Raw genomic sequence first — 15,950 nt, 5'->3', positions numbered from 1 at the left:
CTGATGTCAAAGACGCCGTCTGCCGCGCACCTGCCCCGCATCAGCACGCTTTTACGGTTCAATGCGTATAATTTCAACCTGCACGGCTTTGCCTGTGGCGGGGTCCAGTTCCGTCAGCAGTCCGTTCAGACCGCCGCGGCCCTTGGCCGGTACAAACCGGCGGGGCAGCCTGGTGACCATTTTTTCCACAATGCAGGCATGATCCATACCCAGAACAGAGCTTTCCACGCCGCACATGCCAAGGTCGGTCATATATGCGGTGCCCTGCGGCAGAATCTGTGCGTCGTTGGTCTGCACATGGGTATGCGTGCCGCCCAGCACGGTTATGCGGCCGTCCAGATACCAGCCCATGGCTTTTTTTTCACTGGTGGCCTCGGCGTGAAAGTCCAGCAGGCGTATGACGACATCGCCGGGCAGCGATGCCAGCAGCGTCTCTGCGCACTGAAAAGGGCAGTCCACAGCTTCCATGAATGTTCTGCCCAGCAGGTTGATGACGGCTATTTTGTGCCCGTCCGCGCTCTGCCGGACGGTCAGCCCGTTGCCCGGAGCGCCTGCAGGATAGTTGGCGGGACGTATGAGGCGCTCCTCACGGCCCAGCACTGCATAAATTTCTTTGTGTTTCCATATGTGGTTGCCCGATGTGACCACATCGGCACCGGCCGCGGCAAGTGCCGAAAAACCTTCGCCGGTAAGGCCGATGCCGCCGGAGGCGTTTTCTCCGTTGACCACGGTGAAGTCTGCACCGCACCGGCTGATCAGCGGCGGCAGATGTTCGCGCAGGGCCAGTCTGCCCGGCTTGCCCACCACGTCGCCCAGCATGAGTATACGCATCAGTATCCGCCTCCGAAAAGCAGCACATCCACTTGCGTACCGCTGTCCAGCCCTTCGCTGTGTGCCGGTATGCGCACGACACCGTGTGCCTGCAGCATGGTGCGCAGCAGTCCGGACTTGCCTGTGACCGGAGTGGCCGTGACCCGCCCGTCCTCTTCTGCATGCAGCCGTACGCGGATGTAGTCTTCGCGCCCCTGTCTGGAAGCAATGTTGCGCGCCAGCACCGCCCGCCGCGAAGCCCATGCCGACTGGTCAAACGGCGTGCGTCTGCCCGCCAGCCAGTGAACAAAAGGGATGCCCAGTACAAACATGACAACCTGCGCCGAGGTGACCTGCCCGGGCAGCCCCCAGACGGCGCAGCGCTGACCTTTGCCGTCTGCAGAGGCCAGTATGAGCGGCTTGCCGGGGCTTATGGCAACGCCGTGGTTGATGACAGCGGCTCCGTCCAGCGAATCAAGGGCGGCCATGGTCAGGTCGCGGGTGCCCACAGAACTGCCGCCGGAAAGAAGGACCATGTCGTTTTCCGCCGTGGTGCGCGCCAGCATGGCGGTCAGTGCCTTTTCGTCGTCCGGCACAATGCCGTAACAGGTTACGGCGGCTCCTGCGGCACGGGCCATGGCCTGCAGCGCGTGGCTGTTCACATCGCGCACCTGTCCGGGGCGCGGCGTGGCATGGGCCGGAATAACTTCGTCTCCGGTGGAAAAAATGCCCACGCGCGGCCGGCGGTGCACATGCACCGTCTGCACTCCCAGCGCGGCGAGCAGGCCTATTTCCTGCGCGCGCAGCAGCGTACCGGCGGTCAGCGCCGGTTGCCCCTGCACGGCATCTTCGCCCCGCAGCATGACGTGTTCGTGCGGCGCCACGGATTTGCGTATTTCAACGGTGCCCGCGCCCATTTCCTGCGTGTGCTCCACCATCACCACGGCATCGGCTCCCCGGGGCAGCAGCGCGCCGGTGACTATGGCAGCGCATTCTCCGGCGGCTATGCTGAAATCTGCGGGGCGTTCGATGCTGACGGTGCCCGTACATTCAAGGTAGGCGGGGTTGCCTTCGGTGGTGCCGAAAAGGTCCGCGGCGCGCACGGCATAGCCGTCCATGCACGAACGGTCTGCCGCCGGCAGGTCTTCGGGCGAAACCACAGGCGCGGCCAGCACGCAGCCGTGGGCTTCGTCAAGCGGGGTCTGCAGCGCGGGCAGATGGTCGAATCCGCGCAGGCGGTCTATAAAGCTCTGCACATCCAGCACGTTGAAAAAACCTGTTTTCATAGTTTCACTCGCATGGCTTGGGAGGATTTTCCATGCCGCGGGCTGCCGGTATACCCGCAGGGCACACAGGTGACGCTGTACAAAAAAACAGACGGCAGACATGGAGAACGGGAAGCATAGCCGTCATGCGGCCGGTGCACAAGGACGAAAGCGGCAGCCCGCAGGAGGCGCGCAGCGCGGGTAAGAACTGCACCTGCGGTATGCGCAGGGTGCGGCCGGAGCAGTTGCCGGGCGGGGTTATTCCATGCGGCCTTTGCTGATGCGGATAATGCGGTCGGTGACATCGCGCAGCCAGCCGTGGTCATGCGATACGATAACCAGCGTGGTGCCGCGTTCTCTGCGTTCGGTCAGCACCGCGTGGCGCACCGCTGTAGAACTGTCTTCATCAAGCGAGGCGGTGGGTTCGTCCAGCAGAAGCACACGGGGGCGCAGGACCAGCCGTGCCGCAAGGGCCACGCGCTGTGCCTCGCCGCCGGAAAGCCGGAACCATGGACGCCGCAGAAAATCATCAGGGTCGAGCCGTACCCTTTGCAGTGCTTCTGCAAGGCGGCTGTGCGAGGCGTCTTCACCGCGGGCTCGCAGGCCGTATGCAATGTTTGCGGCCACGCTGCGGTGCAGCAGATAGGGTTCCTGTGTCAGCAGGGTTACCTGCCGCCGTACGGCCGTGCCCGCGGCGCACGCGTCGCTTCCGTCAAAAAAAAGAGAGCCGGAGGCCGGAGGCTCCAGAAAAGCCAGCAGCCGCATAAGCGTGGACTTGCCGCTGCCGTTGGCACCGGCCACGCCCAGTATTTCTCCCTGCGCTATGTCCAGTCCGGCAATATCCAGCGCCGTATGCCGCGCGCCGTCGTTGCCCGTGTACTGCTGGGTCACGTTGCGCAGACTGTACAGCGGCGCCGTGTCATGGTCAGCCGGGTTCATCGTATCACCGCCCTGCGTTTAAGACCGGAAAGAGAAAGGTTGACCAGAAAGGCTATGACCATCAGCACCACGCCCAGTGCAATGCCCATGGCGAACTCGCCTTTGCCTGTTTCCAGCGCAATGGCCGTGGTTATGGTGCGGGTGTGCCACTTTATGTTGCCGCCCACCATCATGGATATGCCCACCTCGGACACAATGCGTCCGTAAGCGGCCACAGCGGCAAGCAGCAGATGATAACGCACTTCCCACAGCATGGCCCGCAGCACCTGTCCGCCCGAAGCCCCGAGCGTGAGCAGCGTGTCACGCAGGCGGGTGTCGGCGTATTCCACGGCATTGGCGGTCAGCGCTATGACCATGGGCAGTCCCAGCAGGGTCTGACCTATGGCCACCCCCGGCAGGGTGAACAGCAGCCCCGCCCCGCCCAGCGGTCCTCTGCTGGACAGCAGGGCATAGACGATAAGCCCTATGACCACGGTGGGAAAAGAAAGCAGTGTGTCCGCAAGCATGCGCAGCGCCCGCTTGCCCGGGAATGAACAGTATCCCAGCAGAAAACCCAGCGGCGCGCCCAGAATAACGCTGGCCGCCACAGACATGGTGGTTACCGCCACTGTGGCGTAGACGGCTGACCATGTTTCGGGATTGCCGTCCATCAGCAGGCCGAATGCCTGTGTCATTCCGTCCAGAATAAAGCTCATGCGTGGCTTCCGTAGGATTTGGGTGCCAGCCGGAGAAAATACGCTGCCGGCGGCCTGTACTGACGTATACTGACCTGTAATGACAGAGGGGCGAACGGGTCGCCCCTCTGCCGGTGGCCGGACGGTTGTCCGGCATAAATCGGGCCGCTGGATATTATTCGGCGTTGGGGGTGAACAGCGCCTTGCCCATCAGCTTGAAGTCACCGATGGTTTTCTGGGTGGCGGGGCTGGCCATCCAGTTGACGAACTTGTCTGCAAGGTCTTTTTTCACCTTGGGGCAATGGGCGGGGTTGACCGGAATGGCGCTGTACTGGTTGAAGAGAATTTTGTCGCCTTCCACCAGAATCTTCAGCGGCGGGTTGCCGTCCATGGAGGCTTCGTATTTGATGTAGGTGCCGCGGTCGGTCATGGTGTACCCGCCTTTTTCGGCAGCCACGTTGATGGTGCGCAGCATGCCCTGTCCGGTCTGCACATACCATGCTTCTTTTTCAGGGGACGGGCCTTCGATCTGCTTCCACAGGCTTTTTTCCATCTTATGGGTGCCCGAGTTGTCGCCGCGGCTTACAAATACGGCATTATCCGCGGCTATCTTGCCCAGAGCCGCGGCCACGGTCATGCCTTTGACCCCTGCGGGGTCGGCGGCGGGGCCGATGATGACAAAATCATTGTACATAAGCTGGGTGCGTGCAGTGCCGAAACCGGCATCAACAAAGGCTTTTTCCGCTGCGGGGGCGTGTACCAGCAGAATGTCCACGTCGCAGTTTTCACCCATTTTCAGGGCTTTGCCCGTGCCCACAGCTGTCCAGCGCAGTTCAATGCCGGTGTCTTTGGTAAACTGGGGGGCAAGGTCATCCAGCAGACCGGTGTTGTCGGTGCTGGTGGTGGTGGCCATCATAAGAACCGGTGCTTCGGCGTACGCAACGCCGGTCAGGCTCATCACAAGAGCCAGAACAAGTAACAGCTTCCGCATCGCTTTCCTCCGTCATGGTTTGTTTGCGTCAGTTCCGGTACGCAATCAGCTAAATAAAACACAATGCGGAAATTATTACCTGAATACCTACCGCCATGTCCATAGGAGAACTCTTGCTTCTGCTCCGGCACAGCAGAAAAATACCCCTTCGCGACGTGTCGGGCGCTGTGCGGCAGCGCATGAAAAAAGCCGCCCTCTACGGGCGGCCTGAGCTTTTTTGGGGGGGCGCTGATGGTGCCGCAGGGTCAGATGCCGCCGCCGCAAACGCCGCAGTCTTCCGATTCTTCCTGTTCGGGCAGGTCTTCCAGCCGGACATCCAGCCCTTCGTCAGAACCGCAGATATTGAACAGGTGTTCGCCGGACATGAGGTCTTCCAGAGTGATGGAGTTTAGCTCGCGTTCAAGAACCTCGGAAATGCGCAGCCACGCCACCCGCGTTTTGCAGGTGGGCGTGCGTGTACACAGCTCGTTGTCGGTACAGCAGTCTGTCAGGCGTATGCCGCCTTCCATCACATCGACTATCTGGGCCAGTGTTATTTCAGAGGGCGCGCGGCTAAGCATATGCCCGCCTGCAGCCCCCCGGACGCTGTTGATAAGTTTTGCTTTTTTGAGCGGTTTGATGATCTGTTCGATGAATTGAACGGAAACCCCTGTCTGTTCGGAAAGAGCAGACGCGGTACGGGGTGCGTCCGTGGCGTGCTGGGCCAGATCCAGCAGCAGTCTGGCTGCATAGCGGGTGCGGGCTGAAAGCTTCATATCTGCAAAATGGGATGTTGGAAAATAATGGAGTAAGGCGCCTGAACGCGACGGATACCCGCCGGGTGCGCGGCACGTCAACAAAGCCCGACTTGCGTCCGGTCGGGCACCGTTTACCGGGAGTGTAAGCCGTATCCGGCGGCTTGTCAGCATGAAGCCGGAAAGAGTTTTTCATGCGGGCGGCGGCATAATGCCGCGATAATGCATCATGCCCGCTGTCGGCGGCGTGCGATGTGGTGTATGCTGGGGCAGCGTGATACGGCCGGAACACATAACAGCAACAAGGAGCCGTCATGGATAACAGTGAGACAGCATCTGCAGGACGTGCGGCCGCACATGGTCCGGGAACAGTGCTTGTGCTGGGGGCGTCGGGCTATGTGGGGGGGCGCCTTGTTCCCCTGCTGCTGGAAAAAGGATGGCATGTGCGTGCCGCCGGGCGTTCCGCGGAAAAGCTGCGCTGCCGCCCGTGGGCGGCACATCCGGCGTGCAGCATAACCGAGGCTGATGCACGGGATGCGGGTTCGCTGCTGCAGGCCATGCGCGGCTGCGAGGCAGCGTACTATCTGGTGCATTCCATGTCGCCGGGGGGCAGGGGGTTCGAGGGGGCGGACAGGCAGGCCGCCTGTGCCATGGTGGAGGCCGCCAACGCCAGTGCCGCGGAAGCAACCGCGGCGGACGGCGGGTCCGGTTTGCGGCGTATAATCTATCTGAGCGGGCTGGTGCCGGATGATCCGCAACTCAGTGCGCATCTGCGTTCGCGGGCGGAAGTTGCCCGTATTCTCGCGCTGGGCAGGGTGCCTGTGACAACTCTGCGCGCCGCCCAGATTCTGGGTTCCGGCAGTGCCTCGTTTGAGATTCTGCGCTATCTTGCCGACAGACTGCCCGTGATGATCACTCCCCGCTGGGTGCGCACGCAGACTCAGCCCATAGCTGTGTCCGACGTGCTTGCCTATCTGGCAGGGTGCCTTGAGCATCCCGAAACCACGGGGCGTACATATGATATCGGCGGGCCGGACATCCTCAGCTATACGGAATTATTCGCTCTGTATGCCGATGTGGCGGGGCTGCGGCGGCGGGTGATTATTCCCGTGCCGTTTCTTTCACCCGCACTGAGCGCACACTGGCTCAATGTGGTCACGCCGGTTCCGCGCGCACTGGCTGCGCCGCTGGTTGAGGGGTTGCGCAACAGGGTGGTCTGCGCCGAAAATTCCATCCGTGATGTCATTCCGCTGCAGCTTACTGACTGCCGTACGGCCATAAGTATGGCTCTGGACAAGGTACGCCAGCATGCCGTGGCCACCTGCTGGACCGACGCCGGAGCCATCACCCGCCCCGAATGGCTGGCGGAAGGCGATGCCCCCTATGCCGGAGGCACCGTGCTGCAGGACGGTTATTCCATGCGTGTTGCCGCTTCGCCGGAAGCCGTGTGGGAGCCGGTGCGCCGTATAGGGGGCGAAACCGGCTGGTATTACGATGACTGGCTGTGGCGGCTGCGCGGGCTGCTGGACAAGCTGGCGGGCGGTGTGGGCGCGCGCAGGGGCCGCCGGCATCCCGTGGATCTGCGTGTGGGGGATGCGCTGGATTTCTGGCGGGTTCTTTCCGTACGGCATGCGGAGCATCTGCTGCTGCTGGCCGAAATGAAAGTCCCCGGCGAAGCCATGCTTGAAATCCGTGTGGTGCCCGTTGGCGCGCAGACAGAGCTGCGGATGCGTGCATGGTTTTTACCGCGCGGTCTGTGGGGACTGGCTTACTGGTATCTGGTGTACCCGCTGCACGGGCTGGTGTTCAAAGGAATGCTGCGTGCGCTGGGTCGCAAGGCCGGAGCCGACGGAAGCGCGCCGGTGCGTAAACTGCCGCCGGAAGACCCCGCGGCGTGCAGGCTGCCGACGGACGGCGGAAGCGCCCGCTGAAAAAGTACGGCAGCGGCCGGTCCGTATGCACACGGACCGGCCGCTGTGTTGTTTTAGTAAGGAAGAATCTTGCGGCCGCGTACTTCGTGCAGCACTTCGGCCATGGCCAGATAAAAGGCGCTTGCGCCGCAGATGATGCCCTCAAAACCGGCAATGGTGCCTATGGTTTCACTGCCGGTCCAGTCGCGCACGGCAAGCAGCATGAACAGCACCGTCAGCGAAAGGAATACAAAGCGCAGCACCGGCGAACCTTCACGCGTGCCGAGGTACATGAACAGCGTGAAGACTCCCCACAGGAAAAGATACCAGCCCATGAAGGCGTGGGGTGCCGGTTCGGCAAGCCCTGTTTTGGGCAGTACGATGAGTACCACCAGCGTGAGCCAGAAAAGTCCGTAGGAAGTGAAGGCAGTAAGCCCGAAGGTATTGCCTTTTTTAAATTCCATGATGCCCGCGATGATCTGGGCTATGCCCCCGTAGAAAAAGCCCATGGCCAGAATCATGGAACCGATGGGGAAAAATCCTGCATTGTGGATGTTCAGCAGAATTGTTGTCATTCCGAACCCCATAAGCCCGAGAGGGGCCGGATTGGCAAGCTTGTGCTCCATTGTGATGACTCCTTGGTGATGTGGTGTCTGAGGCTGTTTGCTCAGTCAGCGGGCTATATATGGAGTTTGCCGTATTGGCAAAGGGTACTGACGTGCCCGCTCGCTTTTTGGCAGGTGCCGCTGCATATGCGGCGGCGGCAGGCCTGTGTCACATTCTGGCACAGGCACGCGGTTATAACAGTTATACTCGACGTTGACCCGCGCGGAGGATACTGTGGCAAGGTCTGTAATCTGAAACCGGCAGCACCGTTTCAGCGGGTGCGCCGTGCAGGTGGTCATGAGCCAGCTACAAGATGAAATCATCCTTTTTGCCCCCGATGACGCACATGAGGCACCGCGGCAGTCCGCCGGCGGTGCATGGGATATCCTTGTGGTGGATGACGACGAGGCTGTCCATGCGGTGACCCGCATGGTGCTGCAGCATCTGGTGTTTGACGAGCGCAGCATACGGCTTGATCATGCCGGCAGTGCGGCCGGTGCGGAAGAGAAGCTCCGCCGGAACACCTATGCTCTGGTTCTTCTTGATGTGGTGATGGAGACCGATAACGCCGGACTGGAGCTTGTGCGCTGCATCCGTGATCTTCCGGCCCTTGCGGAGACAAGAATAGTGCTCTGCACCGGGCATCCGGGACAGGCGCCGGAAGAGCGCATCATGATGGATTACGACATAGATGATTACCGCGACAAAAGCGGACTGACGTCGCAGCGGCTCAAGACTGCCGTGTTTTCCGCTCTGCGCAGTCATCAGCGGCTGTGCGAGAACAGAGACCAGCGGCTGGAGCTGGCCCGCAGCCGCAACCGCCTGCAGGCCCTCATGGGGGCGCTGCCTTCGGCCATTGTGGGGATAAGCGCCGGGGGGCACATCATCTTGTGGAATCCTGCGGCGGAACGGCTTTCCGGTCTGCCCGAGGGCGAAGTGACCGGCCGTGACTTTACGCAGCCGCTTGAGCAGCTGTCCGTAGATGCTGCTCTGCTGCACCGCGTCATGCAGGACGGCGAAACCTACACGCGCCTGCGCGAACGGGTGACTCTGCCGCAGGGCACAACCATCGTGCGGGACCTGCATATCCACCCCGTGCCGCAGGCAGGGGGTGCGGTTGTGCGGCTGGACGATGTTTCGGTGCGTGACCGTATGGAAAACCTGATGGTGCAGAGCGAAAAAATGCTCTCGCTGGGCAGCATGGCCGCAGGTATGGCGCATGAACTGAACAATCCACTGGGGGCAGTGCTGCAGGGGGTGGATACCGTGCGCCGCAGACTGGACGGCGCTCTGCCCGCCAACGTGCGGGCCGCGCACGAAACGGGTCTTACGCTGGCCGCTCTGGGACGTTACATGGAACAGCGCAGGATTCTGTATTTTTTGGACGGCATAGAACATGCCGGACGCCGTGCCGCCGTCATTGTGCGTGATATGCTGGATTTCAGCCGCCAGAGCGGTGAAAAACAGCCCGCAGACGTGCACCGGCTTATTGCTGCCGCGCTGGAACTGGCCGAAAAAAGTTATGATCTGCACGACGCATGGGATTTCCGCAATGTGCAGGTGGAGCGCTGTTTCGCGTCGTCGCTGCCGCAGATTCCCTGCGCTGCGCAGGAAATTGAACAGGTGCTGCTGAACCTGTTTCACAACGCCGCGCAGGCCATGACTCCCGAAGTCATGCAGAACAGAACCCCGCGGCTGTGCATCCGCACGGCTGCTCTGGAGACGGGCGTGTGCATAGAAGTGGAAGACAACGGGCCGGGAATCCCCGAAGACATCTCAAAACGGGTGTTTGATCCGTTTTTTACCACCAAGCCGCCGGGCAAAGGTACCGGACTGGGCCTCTCAGTTTCCTTTCATATCGTGGTGGACCGCCACGGTGGAGAGTTTCATATGATTTCTCCGGAATCGGGCGGAGCCTGCTTCCGCATACTGCTGCCGTACACAGCCGGCCGTGGCGCGGGGGCACAGCAGCAGGCCTGTTGAAGCCGCAGGCAGTCATGCGCCGTGGGGAACGGCCATGACCATGGGGTCCACGGCAGCGTCAAATTCTTCTGCCGAAATAAGTTCCAGTTCCAGACAGGCCTCTTTGAGCGTTGTGCCCCGCGCATGTGCGTGGTGCGCCGCTCTGGCGGCATTGTCGTAGCCGATGACGGGCGACAACGCAGTCACAAGCATGAGCGACCTGCCCAGATGGTCGCTGATACGCTGCATGTCAGGCTGCATGCCTTCCACTGCATGGGCGGTGAATGAACGGCAGCCGTCTGTCAGCAGGCGCACGGATGTCAGCAGATTGAAAATCATCAGCGGCTTGAAGACGTTCAGCTCGAAATTGCCCTGCGAACCGGCTATGCCGGTGGCGGCGTCCAGCCCCATCACCTGCACGGCCACCATGGTCAGAGCTTCGCACTGCGTGGGGTTGACCTTGCCGGGCATGATGGACGATCCGGGTTCGTTGGCGGGCAGTCTGAGTTCGCCGATGCCGCAACGCGGCCCCGATGCCAGCCAGCGGATGTCGTTGGCTATTTTCATCAGTGAACCGGCAAGGGTGCGCAGCGCTCCGCTGGCCATGCACACGGCATCGTGGGCTGAAAGCACGGCAAAAAAATTGGGTGCCGGTACAAAAGGCAGACCCGTGAAGCGCGCAACACCCGCGGCAGCCATGCCCGCAAAACCACGCGGAGCGTTAAGCCCCGTTCCCACTGCCGTGCCGCCCAGCGCCAGCCGCAGCAGGTGGGGCATCACCGCTTCTATTCTTTCCAGTCCGTCATCAAGAAGAGCTGTGTATCCGGAAAATTCCTGCCCCAGCGTCATGGGCACGGCATCCTGCAGATGTGTGCGGCCCAGCTTGACCACCGACTGCCAGTCGTGGCTTTTTTGTGCCAGCGCGTTGCGCAGCGTGCGCACCGCAGGCACCAGTTCGCGGGAAAGGGCTGTGGCTGCGGCTATGTGCATGGCCGCCGGAAAGGTGTCGTTGGATGATTGTGACATGTTCACATGATCATTGGGGTGCACGGGAGATTTGGAACCGGGAATGCCTCCGCTCAGCTCAATGGCCCGGTTGGCGATGACCTCGTTCACATTCATGTTGGTCTGCGTGCCGCTGCCCGTCTGCCAGACTTTGAGCGGAAAGTGACCGGAAAGTTTTCCGTCGGCTACTTCATCCGCTGCGGCGCATATGAAACCGCACAGTTCCGGGTCCAGTCTGCCCAGATCACGGTTGGCAATGGCGGCAGCCTTTTTCAGCAGCCCGAAAGCGCGGATGATTTCTTCGGGCATGGTGTCCTGCCCGATGGCGAAATATTTGAGCGAGCGCTGCGTCTGCGCGCCCCAGTAGCGGTCGGCGGGCACTTCCACTGCGCCCATGCTGTCATGTTCCGTACGGGTGGCTGGGGGCATGGCTTCTCCTTCATGGTGACATTGGTGCGGCGGGGAATATTTTTGCGGCGGTGCGTCTGCACATGGTACGTGCGGCATGTCATGGTGTCTATGCAGAAGGGCCGCGTGCCCCCCTGCGGATGCACTTCTTTCACTCGCCGGCAGCGTTGCCGGCCTGCTCCTCTGCTCCGGCGGAAGCAGGCTGTGCATCGTCTCCGTCCTGCCGGAGCGGGTCAGGCACGGGCAGTCCGTAATGTGCGGGCAGGCTCCGCAGCGCCTCGTTGAAGCGCTTCAGCACCGGATCCCGTATGGTTTTTCTGGAAAAACCCACATAGTAGTAAGTCGTGGCTGCTGTTCCGGCATAGCGCAGTCCGCGCAGGTTATGCAGGGATATGAGCGTTTCCCCCACGGCTTTGTTTGAAAATACGGCATCGACGCGGCCTTTCTCCAGTTTGAGGAAGCCGGTCAGGCTGGCAGGTTGTCTGTCTATGGTGAACATGCGGTTGCGGTTCAGCGCTTCAAGCGTCTGTGATGTGTTGGAAGGACCGTAAACGCTTACTCTGTATCCTGCCATGTCCGCTGCAGACACCAGCTGGACGGGATCATTTTCGTGTACGAAAAAACCGTATTCCACGGTGCTGACGGGCACACTGAACCTGAGCCAGCGGTCCCTGCTGCGGGTGCGTACGACAGGAAAAAGTCCGTCAGCCTGCCCGTTTCTGACTTTGCTCTGGGCGCGGCCCCACGGATAGACGGCTACCGAACAGGGGAATCCCGCTTCTGCGCAGGCGGCCAGCACTGCTTTTACCACCGTTCCCGCAGGTCTGCCGTGTTCGGTATAGGCATAGGGCGGAAATTCCTGCGTTGCGAACAGCAGCGGAGCAAGCTCCTGCCGGTCATCGGCGCTGACCGGCGCACAAAGGAATATGATGAGCACCGCTGAGATACTGCTGACAAAGAGGCCGACGGGCCGTTTCATAAGGCACCTTCCTGCCGTGCGCGACTGCGCATGACAGACAGACCATAACACAGGCGCACTGAGGCGCACAGGTTGCGGATGTTATAAACATCGCCGGTCTGCACGGCGGATGCAGAAAAAAGCCCTGCAGGGCAGGGCTTGAAGTCGGGAAGTCTAGTTGAGGATGTAGCGCATGGGATCGACGCACACACCGTTCAGGCGTACCTCGTAGTGCAGGTGCGGACCGGTGCTGCGGCCGGTATTGCCCATGTAGGCGATGAGCTCGCCCCGGGCCACTTTCTGCCCTTTTTTAACTGCAGAGCTGCGCAGGTGGGCATAGCGGGTGACAATGCCGGCGCTGTGCCGGACGAGCACGGTACGGCCGTAGGCGCCATCTGTTCCGGTGAACAGAACTTCGCCGTTGGCCGGAGCGTATATGGGGGTGCCGGGACGGTTGGAAATATCCAGTCCCTTGTGAAAGTCCTTGCGTCCCGTAAAGGGAGACCGCCGCGGGCCGAAGGGAGAGGTTATCCAGCCTTCGGTGGGCCAGATGGAAGGCGTGGCGGCCAGCAGTTCGCGGTTTTCGTTAAGGGCGTTCAGCAGTTCCTGCTGTTTGACTTCTTCAAGCCGTACTTCGGTGTTAAGCTGCTTGAGAAAGCTGTGCATTTTGCGGGCCAGCAGTTCCTGCCGGTGAATGGGCAGGTAGTCGCTGGAAAAATCGTCTGTGCGGGCACCGCCGACGGAAGAGGTTTCCGCAGGCTCTCTGTCCATGTTGATCATGATGCGCAGTTTGGAGTCGAACTGCCGGATGCGCTGCAGGTCGTCGCGGATGCTCTTCAGCTTGCCCGCCATGCTGAGAATCTGCACATTCTGTTCGTCCACCAGCTTTTCAGACGATGCCAGCTTGTCCCGCAGGGTGTGATACTGCGAGTAGTATTTGGCAAAGTAGATATTGCTGCCCACAAGACCGGCCATGACAAGCAACAGGGCGCACAGCAGCCACCCGCGCAGCCGTAGTTTGCTGCAGCAGCCCTGATCGCCTTTGAAGATGACAATGTGGTATTTGTTAAAAAGCATAGCCGGGGGGTTATGGTGTCAGTTCGTGCCGCCGGAACAGGACAGGCGGATCAACGATACTAGTTACTTTGATTGCGCTTTACGTGTCAAGTCAAGCTGCCAGCGTATCAACCCATTGAAAACATTACTTTTCATTGTTTTGTTGTTTTTACACATGGCTTTAAATTCATCCATGACCTCGCTGCGGCGCGAGTTGAAAGCCGAAGGACAGGGGTTTGTCCACAGCGGCAGTTCCCATGCGCGCACCGCACGATGGATGACAGATTTTTCCACCAGCATCAGCGGCCGGATGACTTTAAGCCTGCCGCCGAAAAAGTCTTCGCACATGCCCATGCCTTCCACCCGTCCGCCTTCGTACAGATTCATATAAAATGTGGCCACAAGATCGTCGGCATTATGGCCGAAGGCCAGATGCGTCAGGTTGTACCTGCCGCACAGGTCAAAAAGGTGCTTGCGGCGCAGCATGGCGCAATAAAAGCACGGCGAGTTGCGTCTGTTTTCCGGAGAATGGGCGCGCGGGCCGTGGTCCGTCAGCTCCACATGGCCGGCCACGCCGTTGCGGTGCAGCCATTCCAGCAGCGGGGCATGGCTTTGCGGGTCAAAGCCGGGATTGACATGCAGGGCCATTATTTCAAAGTGAAAAGGGACAATGCGCTGTCTGTACAGCAGCACCTGCAGCAGCACCCAGCTGTCCATGCCGCCTGATACCGCCACCCCGACCCGGGCGCCGGGGTACAGCATGCCGGTGGTCTGCATGAGCTTGCCCGCGCTGGCGATGCATTGTTTCTGTGCGTAGTTGAGCTGTTCTTTACCCATGTATGGATTCCCCGCTGTGTGCCGCTGACGGCAGAGTGTGCCGTGGACCGGCGCGGGGTGAGATACCTGCTTCCGCCGTGCGATGCAAGTTTGTGCAGTGCCGCTGCGGCCGGAAAAGGTGACGGTTGCACATGCGGACACATTTTGAGCGCAGGGTGGAAGCGCCTGCCCGTTTATGATATGCTGTGTCAGGTATTGACAGCGACAAGCGCTGCGGGTAAGCTGTGCAGCTTGGCGTGTTGCGTGCCGTAAGGACGAACCACGCAGAATACAACAATACCGGCAGGACGCGCGACACGGCGCTGCGGCACAGCATTACCGGAAAACCGGCCGCCCGCTTCGCGGTATGCCTTTTTATTTTTATAGATACAAGTGCACTCATGAGCAGACGCCTGTTGGTAACGATGGCCGTTACGGGGCTTGCCTTACTCGTCGCCGCGGGGGGCTACTGGTGGACGCGCCGCGTGATGGTGTTTTCCGATTCCGCCTGGCCTGTGCCTGCGGTCTCCTCCCTTGCGCGCATTTCCATGATTTCCGGCGGTACGCCGTTTGATCTGATATCCGGCGACGGCCGCTGGGTGGTGCAGGACCCGCAGACAGGTATGATGTGTCTTGCCGATTCCGCCCGCGTGAACCGGCTGGTGGACACGGTGCGGCAGAACCGCCCCGTGCAGCATCTGGGCGCGTTCGAGCCTTCTGCAGCCGCAGCCTACGGGCTGGACAAAAATCTGACCGGTCTTACGTTTTACGGGCGCAGGCAGTGGAGCATTCATGTGGGAGCCGAAGGCTGGCGCAAGCATACCGTGTATGCCCGCGCCACGCAGGAAGGCGACGACATGTACCTGCTGGACAGCGTGTACCGCGACATGCTTTCGGCGGAGGCCGCATCGTACTGTGATATGGGGCTTGTGGGTGTTTCTGCCGCGCAGGTTGTCCGGCTGGCAGTGGAAGGCCCCGGCATTGGTGCGTGGGAGGTTGCCCGTACGGCTTCGGGATTTGCCTTTTCGGGGCAGCTGGCCGGTACAGACGCGCAGGTGTCTTCGCAGGCTGTCGATTTTTATCTGCATGTGCTGACGGGGATGAGGGCTTCCGGTCTTACGGAAACTGCACCGGAGGATCTGCCGCCCCCGCAGCTGCGCATCAGTGTGTGGCGGCAGGGAGCAGCCCGGCCGGAAGAGGTGCTCATTTATCATACCGGCAACGGCGGTTCTTCTTTTTTGTGTCAGGCCAGCCGGCAGCCCGGTTTTGTGCTGCTGGAAGATGACCGCGTTGACAAGCTTTCGCGCTCTGCCTTTGATATGAGCGAGCGCCCTGTGCTTTCACGTCCGCTGAACGGGGTGGAAGGGCAGAAGATAACCCTGCGCAGAGACGGTGTGGAAACCACCTTTCTGCTGGGGCGCAAGGAACAGGGATGGCGTGATCTGGTAACCGGCGGCACCGTGCTGGGGCTGGATGTCATCACCTACGGACTTGGGTCGCTGCAGTACGAGTTTCCGCCGCAGGACACGCCTCCGGAACAGGCCGTGCCCTGGCTTGTGTGGGAACTGTACGGAGAGGGCGGCGCAGCGGCGCTTGCCTTGTATTTTTATAAAGATCCGGCGCTGCCCGCGGGGTTTTGCCGGGTCAGGGTGGACGACACGGGACCGTGGTTTACGGTGGGTACGCGTCTTGTGGATGACATGCTGAGCAGGGTGCCCGCTCCGGCACCGGATCCGGTCATGCCGCAGACAGAGCCTCCGTCCGCACCGTCCTCTGCCGCCGCCAATGCCACAGAACAGGCAAACGGGCAGTGACC

Annotated in this window: 14 protein-coding genes; 3 read left to right on the top strand and 11 right to left on the bottom strand. The window is 61.0% G+C overall.

Features of this window, described 5'->3' with window-relative positions; all coding sequences use genetic code 11:
• Nucleotides 1-51: 51 nt before the first annotated feature.
• The 6 genes from H586_RS0115895 to H586_RS19600 form a co-directional block, all read right to left on the bottom strand.
• Nucleotides 52-831, bottom strand: a complete 780-nt coding sequence (locus H586_RS0115895) for a TIGR00282 family metallophosphoesterase (RefSeq protein WP_011366382.1) — start codon at nucleotides 829-831, stop codon at nucleotides 52-54.
• Nucleotides 831-2,096, bottom strand: a complete 1,266-nt coding sequence (locus H586_RS0115890) for a molybdopterin molybdotransferase MoeA (protein WP_011366383.1) — start codon at nucleotides 2,094-2,096, stop codon at nucleotides 831-833. Before H586_RS0115890 ends, H586_RS0115895 begins: the two co-directional genes overlap by 1 nt.
• A 237-nt stretch (nucleotides 2,097-2,333) precedes the next feature.
• Nucleotides 2,334-3,014: an ABC transporter ATP-binding protein gene (locus H586_RS0115880; protein ID WP_027182522.1), complete on the bottom strand. Its 681-nt coding sequence runs from the start codon at nucleotides 3,012-3,014 to the stop codon at nucleotides 2,334-2,336.
• The gene (locus H586_RS0115875; RefSeq protein ID WP_011366385.1) at nucleotides 3,011-3,709 is read right to left on the bottom strand and encodes an ABC transporter permease; all 699 of its coding nucleotides are present in this window, start codon (nucleotides 3,707-3,709) and stop codon (nucleotides 3,011-3,013) included. Before H586_RS0115875 ends, H586_RS0115880 begins: the two co-directional genes overlap by 4 nt.
• 154 nt (nucleotides 3,710-3,863) lie before the next feature.
• A complete protein-coding gene (locus H586_RS0115870; RefSeq protein ID WP_027182521.1) occupies nucleotides 3,864-4,679 on the bottom strand; it encodes an ABC transporter substrate-binding protein in 816 nt (271 codons plus the stop codon).
• 245 nt (nucleotides 4,680-4,924) lie between these two features.
• Nucleotides 4,925-5,434: an RrF2 family transcriptional regulator gene (locus H586_RS19600; RefSeq protein WP_011366387.1), complete on the bottom strand. Its 510-nt coding sequence runs from the start codon at nucleotides 5,432-5,434 to the stop codon at nucleotides 4,925-4,927.
• Between the two features lie 293 nt (nucleotides 5,435-5,727).
• On the opposite strand from H586_RS19600, the gene H586_RS0115860 reads away from it, so the two are divergent.
• The gene (locus tag H586_RS0115860) at nucleotides 5,728-7,344 is read left to right on the top strand and encodes an SDR family oxidoreductase (RefSeq protein WP_051364071.1); all 1,617 of its coding nucleotides are present in this window, start codon (nucleotides 5,728-5,730) and stop codon (nucleotides 7,342-7,344) included.
• 53 nt (nucleotides 7,345-7,397) lie between these two features.
• Here H586_RS0115860 and H586_RS0115855 read toward each other — a convergent pair whose 3' ends face one another.
• Nucleotides 7,398-7,949 (bottom strand): acetate uptake transporter, encoded by a 552-nt coding sequence (locus H586_RS0115855; RefSeq protein ID WP_027182519.1) that lies wholly within the window; start codon nucleotides 7,947-7,949, stop codon nucleotides 7,398-7,400.
• A gap of 277 nt (nucleotides 7,950-8,226) precedes the next feature.
• Here H586_RS0115855 and H586_RS0115850 point away from each other — a divergent pair, with 277 nt between their 5' ends.
• Entirely contained in the window at nucleotides 8,227-9,912 is a 1,686-nt protein-coding gene (locus H586_RS0115850) for an ATP-binding response regulator (protein ID WP_027182518.1), read from the top strand.
• Nucleotides 9,913-9,924: 12 nt separating this feature from the next.
• Here H586_RS0115850 and fumC read toward each other — a convergent pair whose 3' ends face one another.
• From fumC to H586_RS0115830, 4 genes are all read right to left on the bottom strand, one after another.
• Nucleotides 9,925-11,325, bottom strand: a complete 1,401-nt coding sequence (gene fumC / locus H586_RS0115845; protein ID WP_027182517.1) for a class II fumarate hydratase — start codon at nucleotides 11,323-11,325, stop codon at nucleotides 9,925-9,927.
• Between the two features lie 130 nt (nucleotides 11,326-11,455).
• Nucleotides 11,456-12,283: a substrate-binding periplasmic protein gene (locus H586_RS19595; RefSeq protein WP_027182516.1), complete on the bottom strand. Its 828-nt coding sequence runs from the start codon at nucleotides 12,281-12,283 to the stop codon at nucleotides 11,456-11,458.
• Nucleotides 12,284-12,436: 153 nt separating this feature from the next.
• A complete protein-coding gene (locus H586_RS0115835) occupies nucleotides 12,437-13,339 on the bottom strand; it encodes a M23 family metallopeptidase (protein WP_011366393.1) in 903 nt (300 codons plus the stop codon).
• Between the two features lie 63 nt (nucleotides 13,340-13,402).
• The gene (locus tag H586_RS0115830; RefSeq protein WP_027182515.1) at nucleotides 13,403-14,155 is read right to left on the bottom strand and encodes a tRNA lysidine(34) synthetase; all 753 of its coding nucleotides are present in this window, start codon (nucleotides 14,153-14,155) and stop codon (nucleotides 13,403-13,405) included.
• Between the two features lie 380 nt (nucleotides 14,156-14,535).
• Here H586_RS0115830 and H586_RS0115825 point away from each other — a divergent pair, with 380 nt between their 5' ends.
• A complete protein-coding gene (locus tag H586_RS0115825) occupies nucleotides 14,536-15,948 on the top strand; it encodes a DUF4340 domain-containing protein (protein WP_011366395.1) in 1,413 nt (470 codons plus the stop codon).
• Nucleotides 15,949-15,950 lie beyond the last annotated feature (2 nt).

Source organism: Oleidesulfovibrio alaskensis DSM 16109, from assembly GCF_000482745.1.
In the GTDB taxonomy this organism is placed as follows: domain Bacteria; phylum Desulfobacterota; class Desulfovibrionia; order Desulfovibrionales; family Desulfovibrionaceae; genus Oleidesulfovibrio; species Oleidesulfovibrio alaskensis.
The sequence above is the reverse complement of the archived record's forward strand: the minus strand, read 5'-3'. Positions and strand labels throughout refer to the sequence as shown.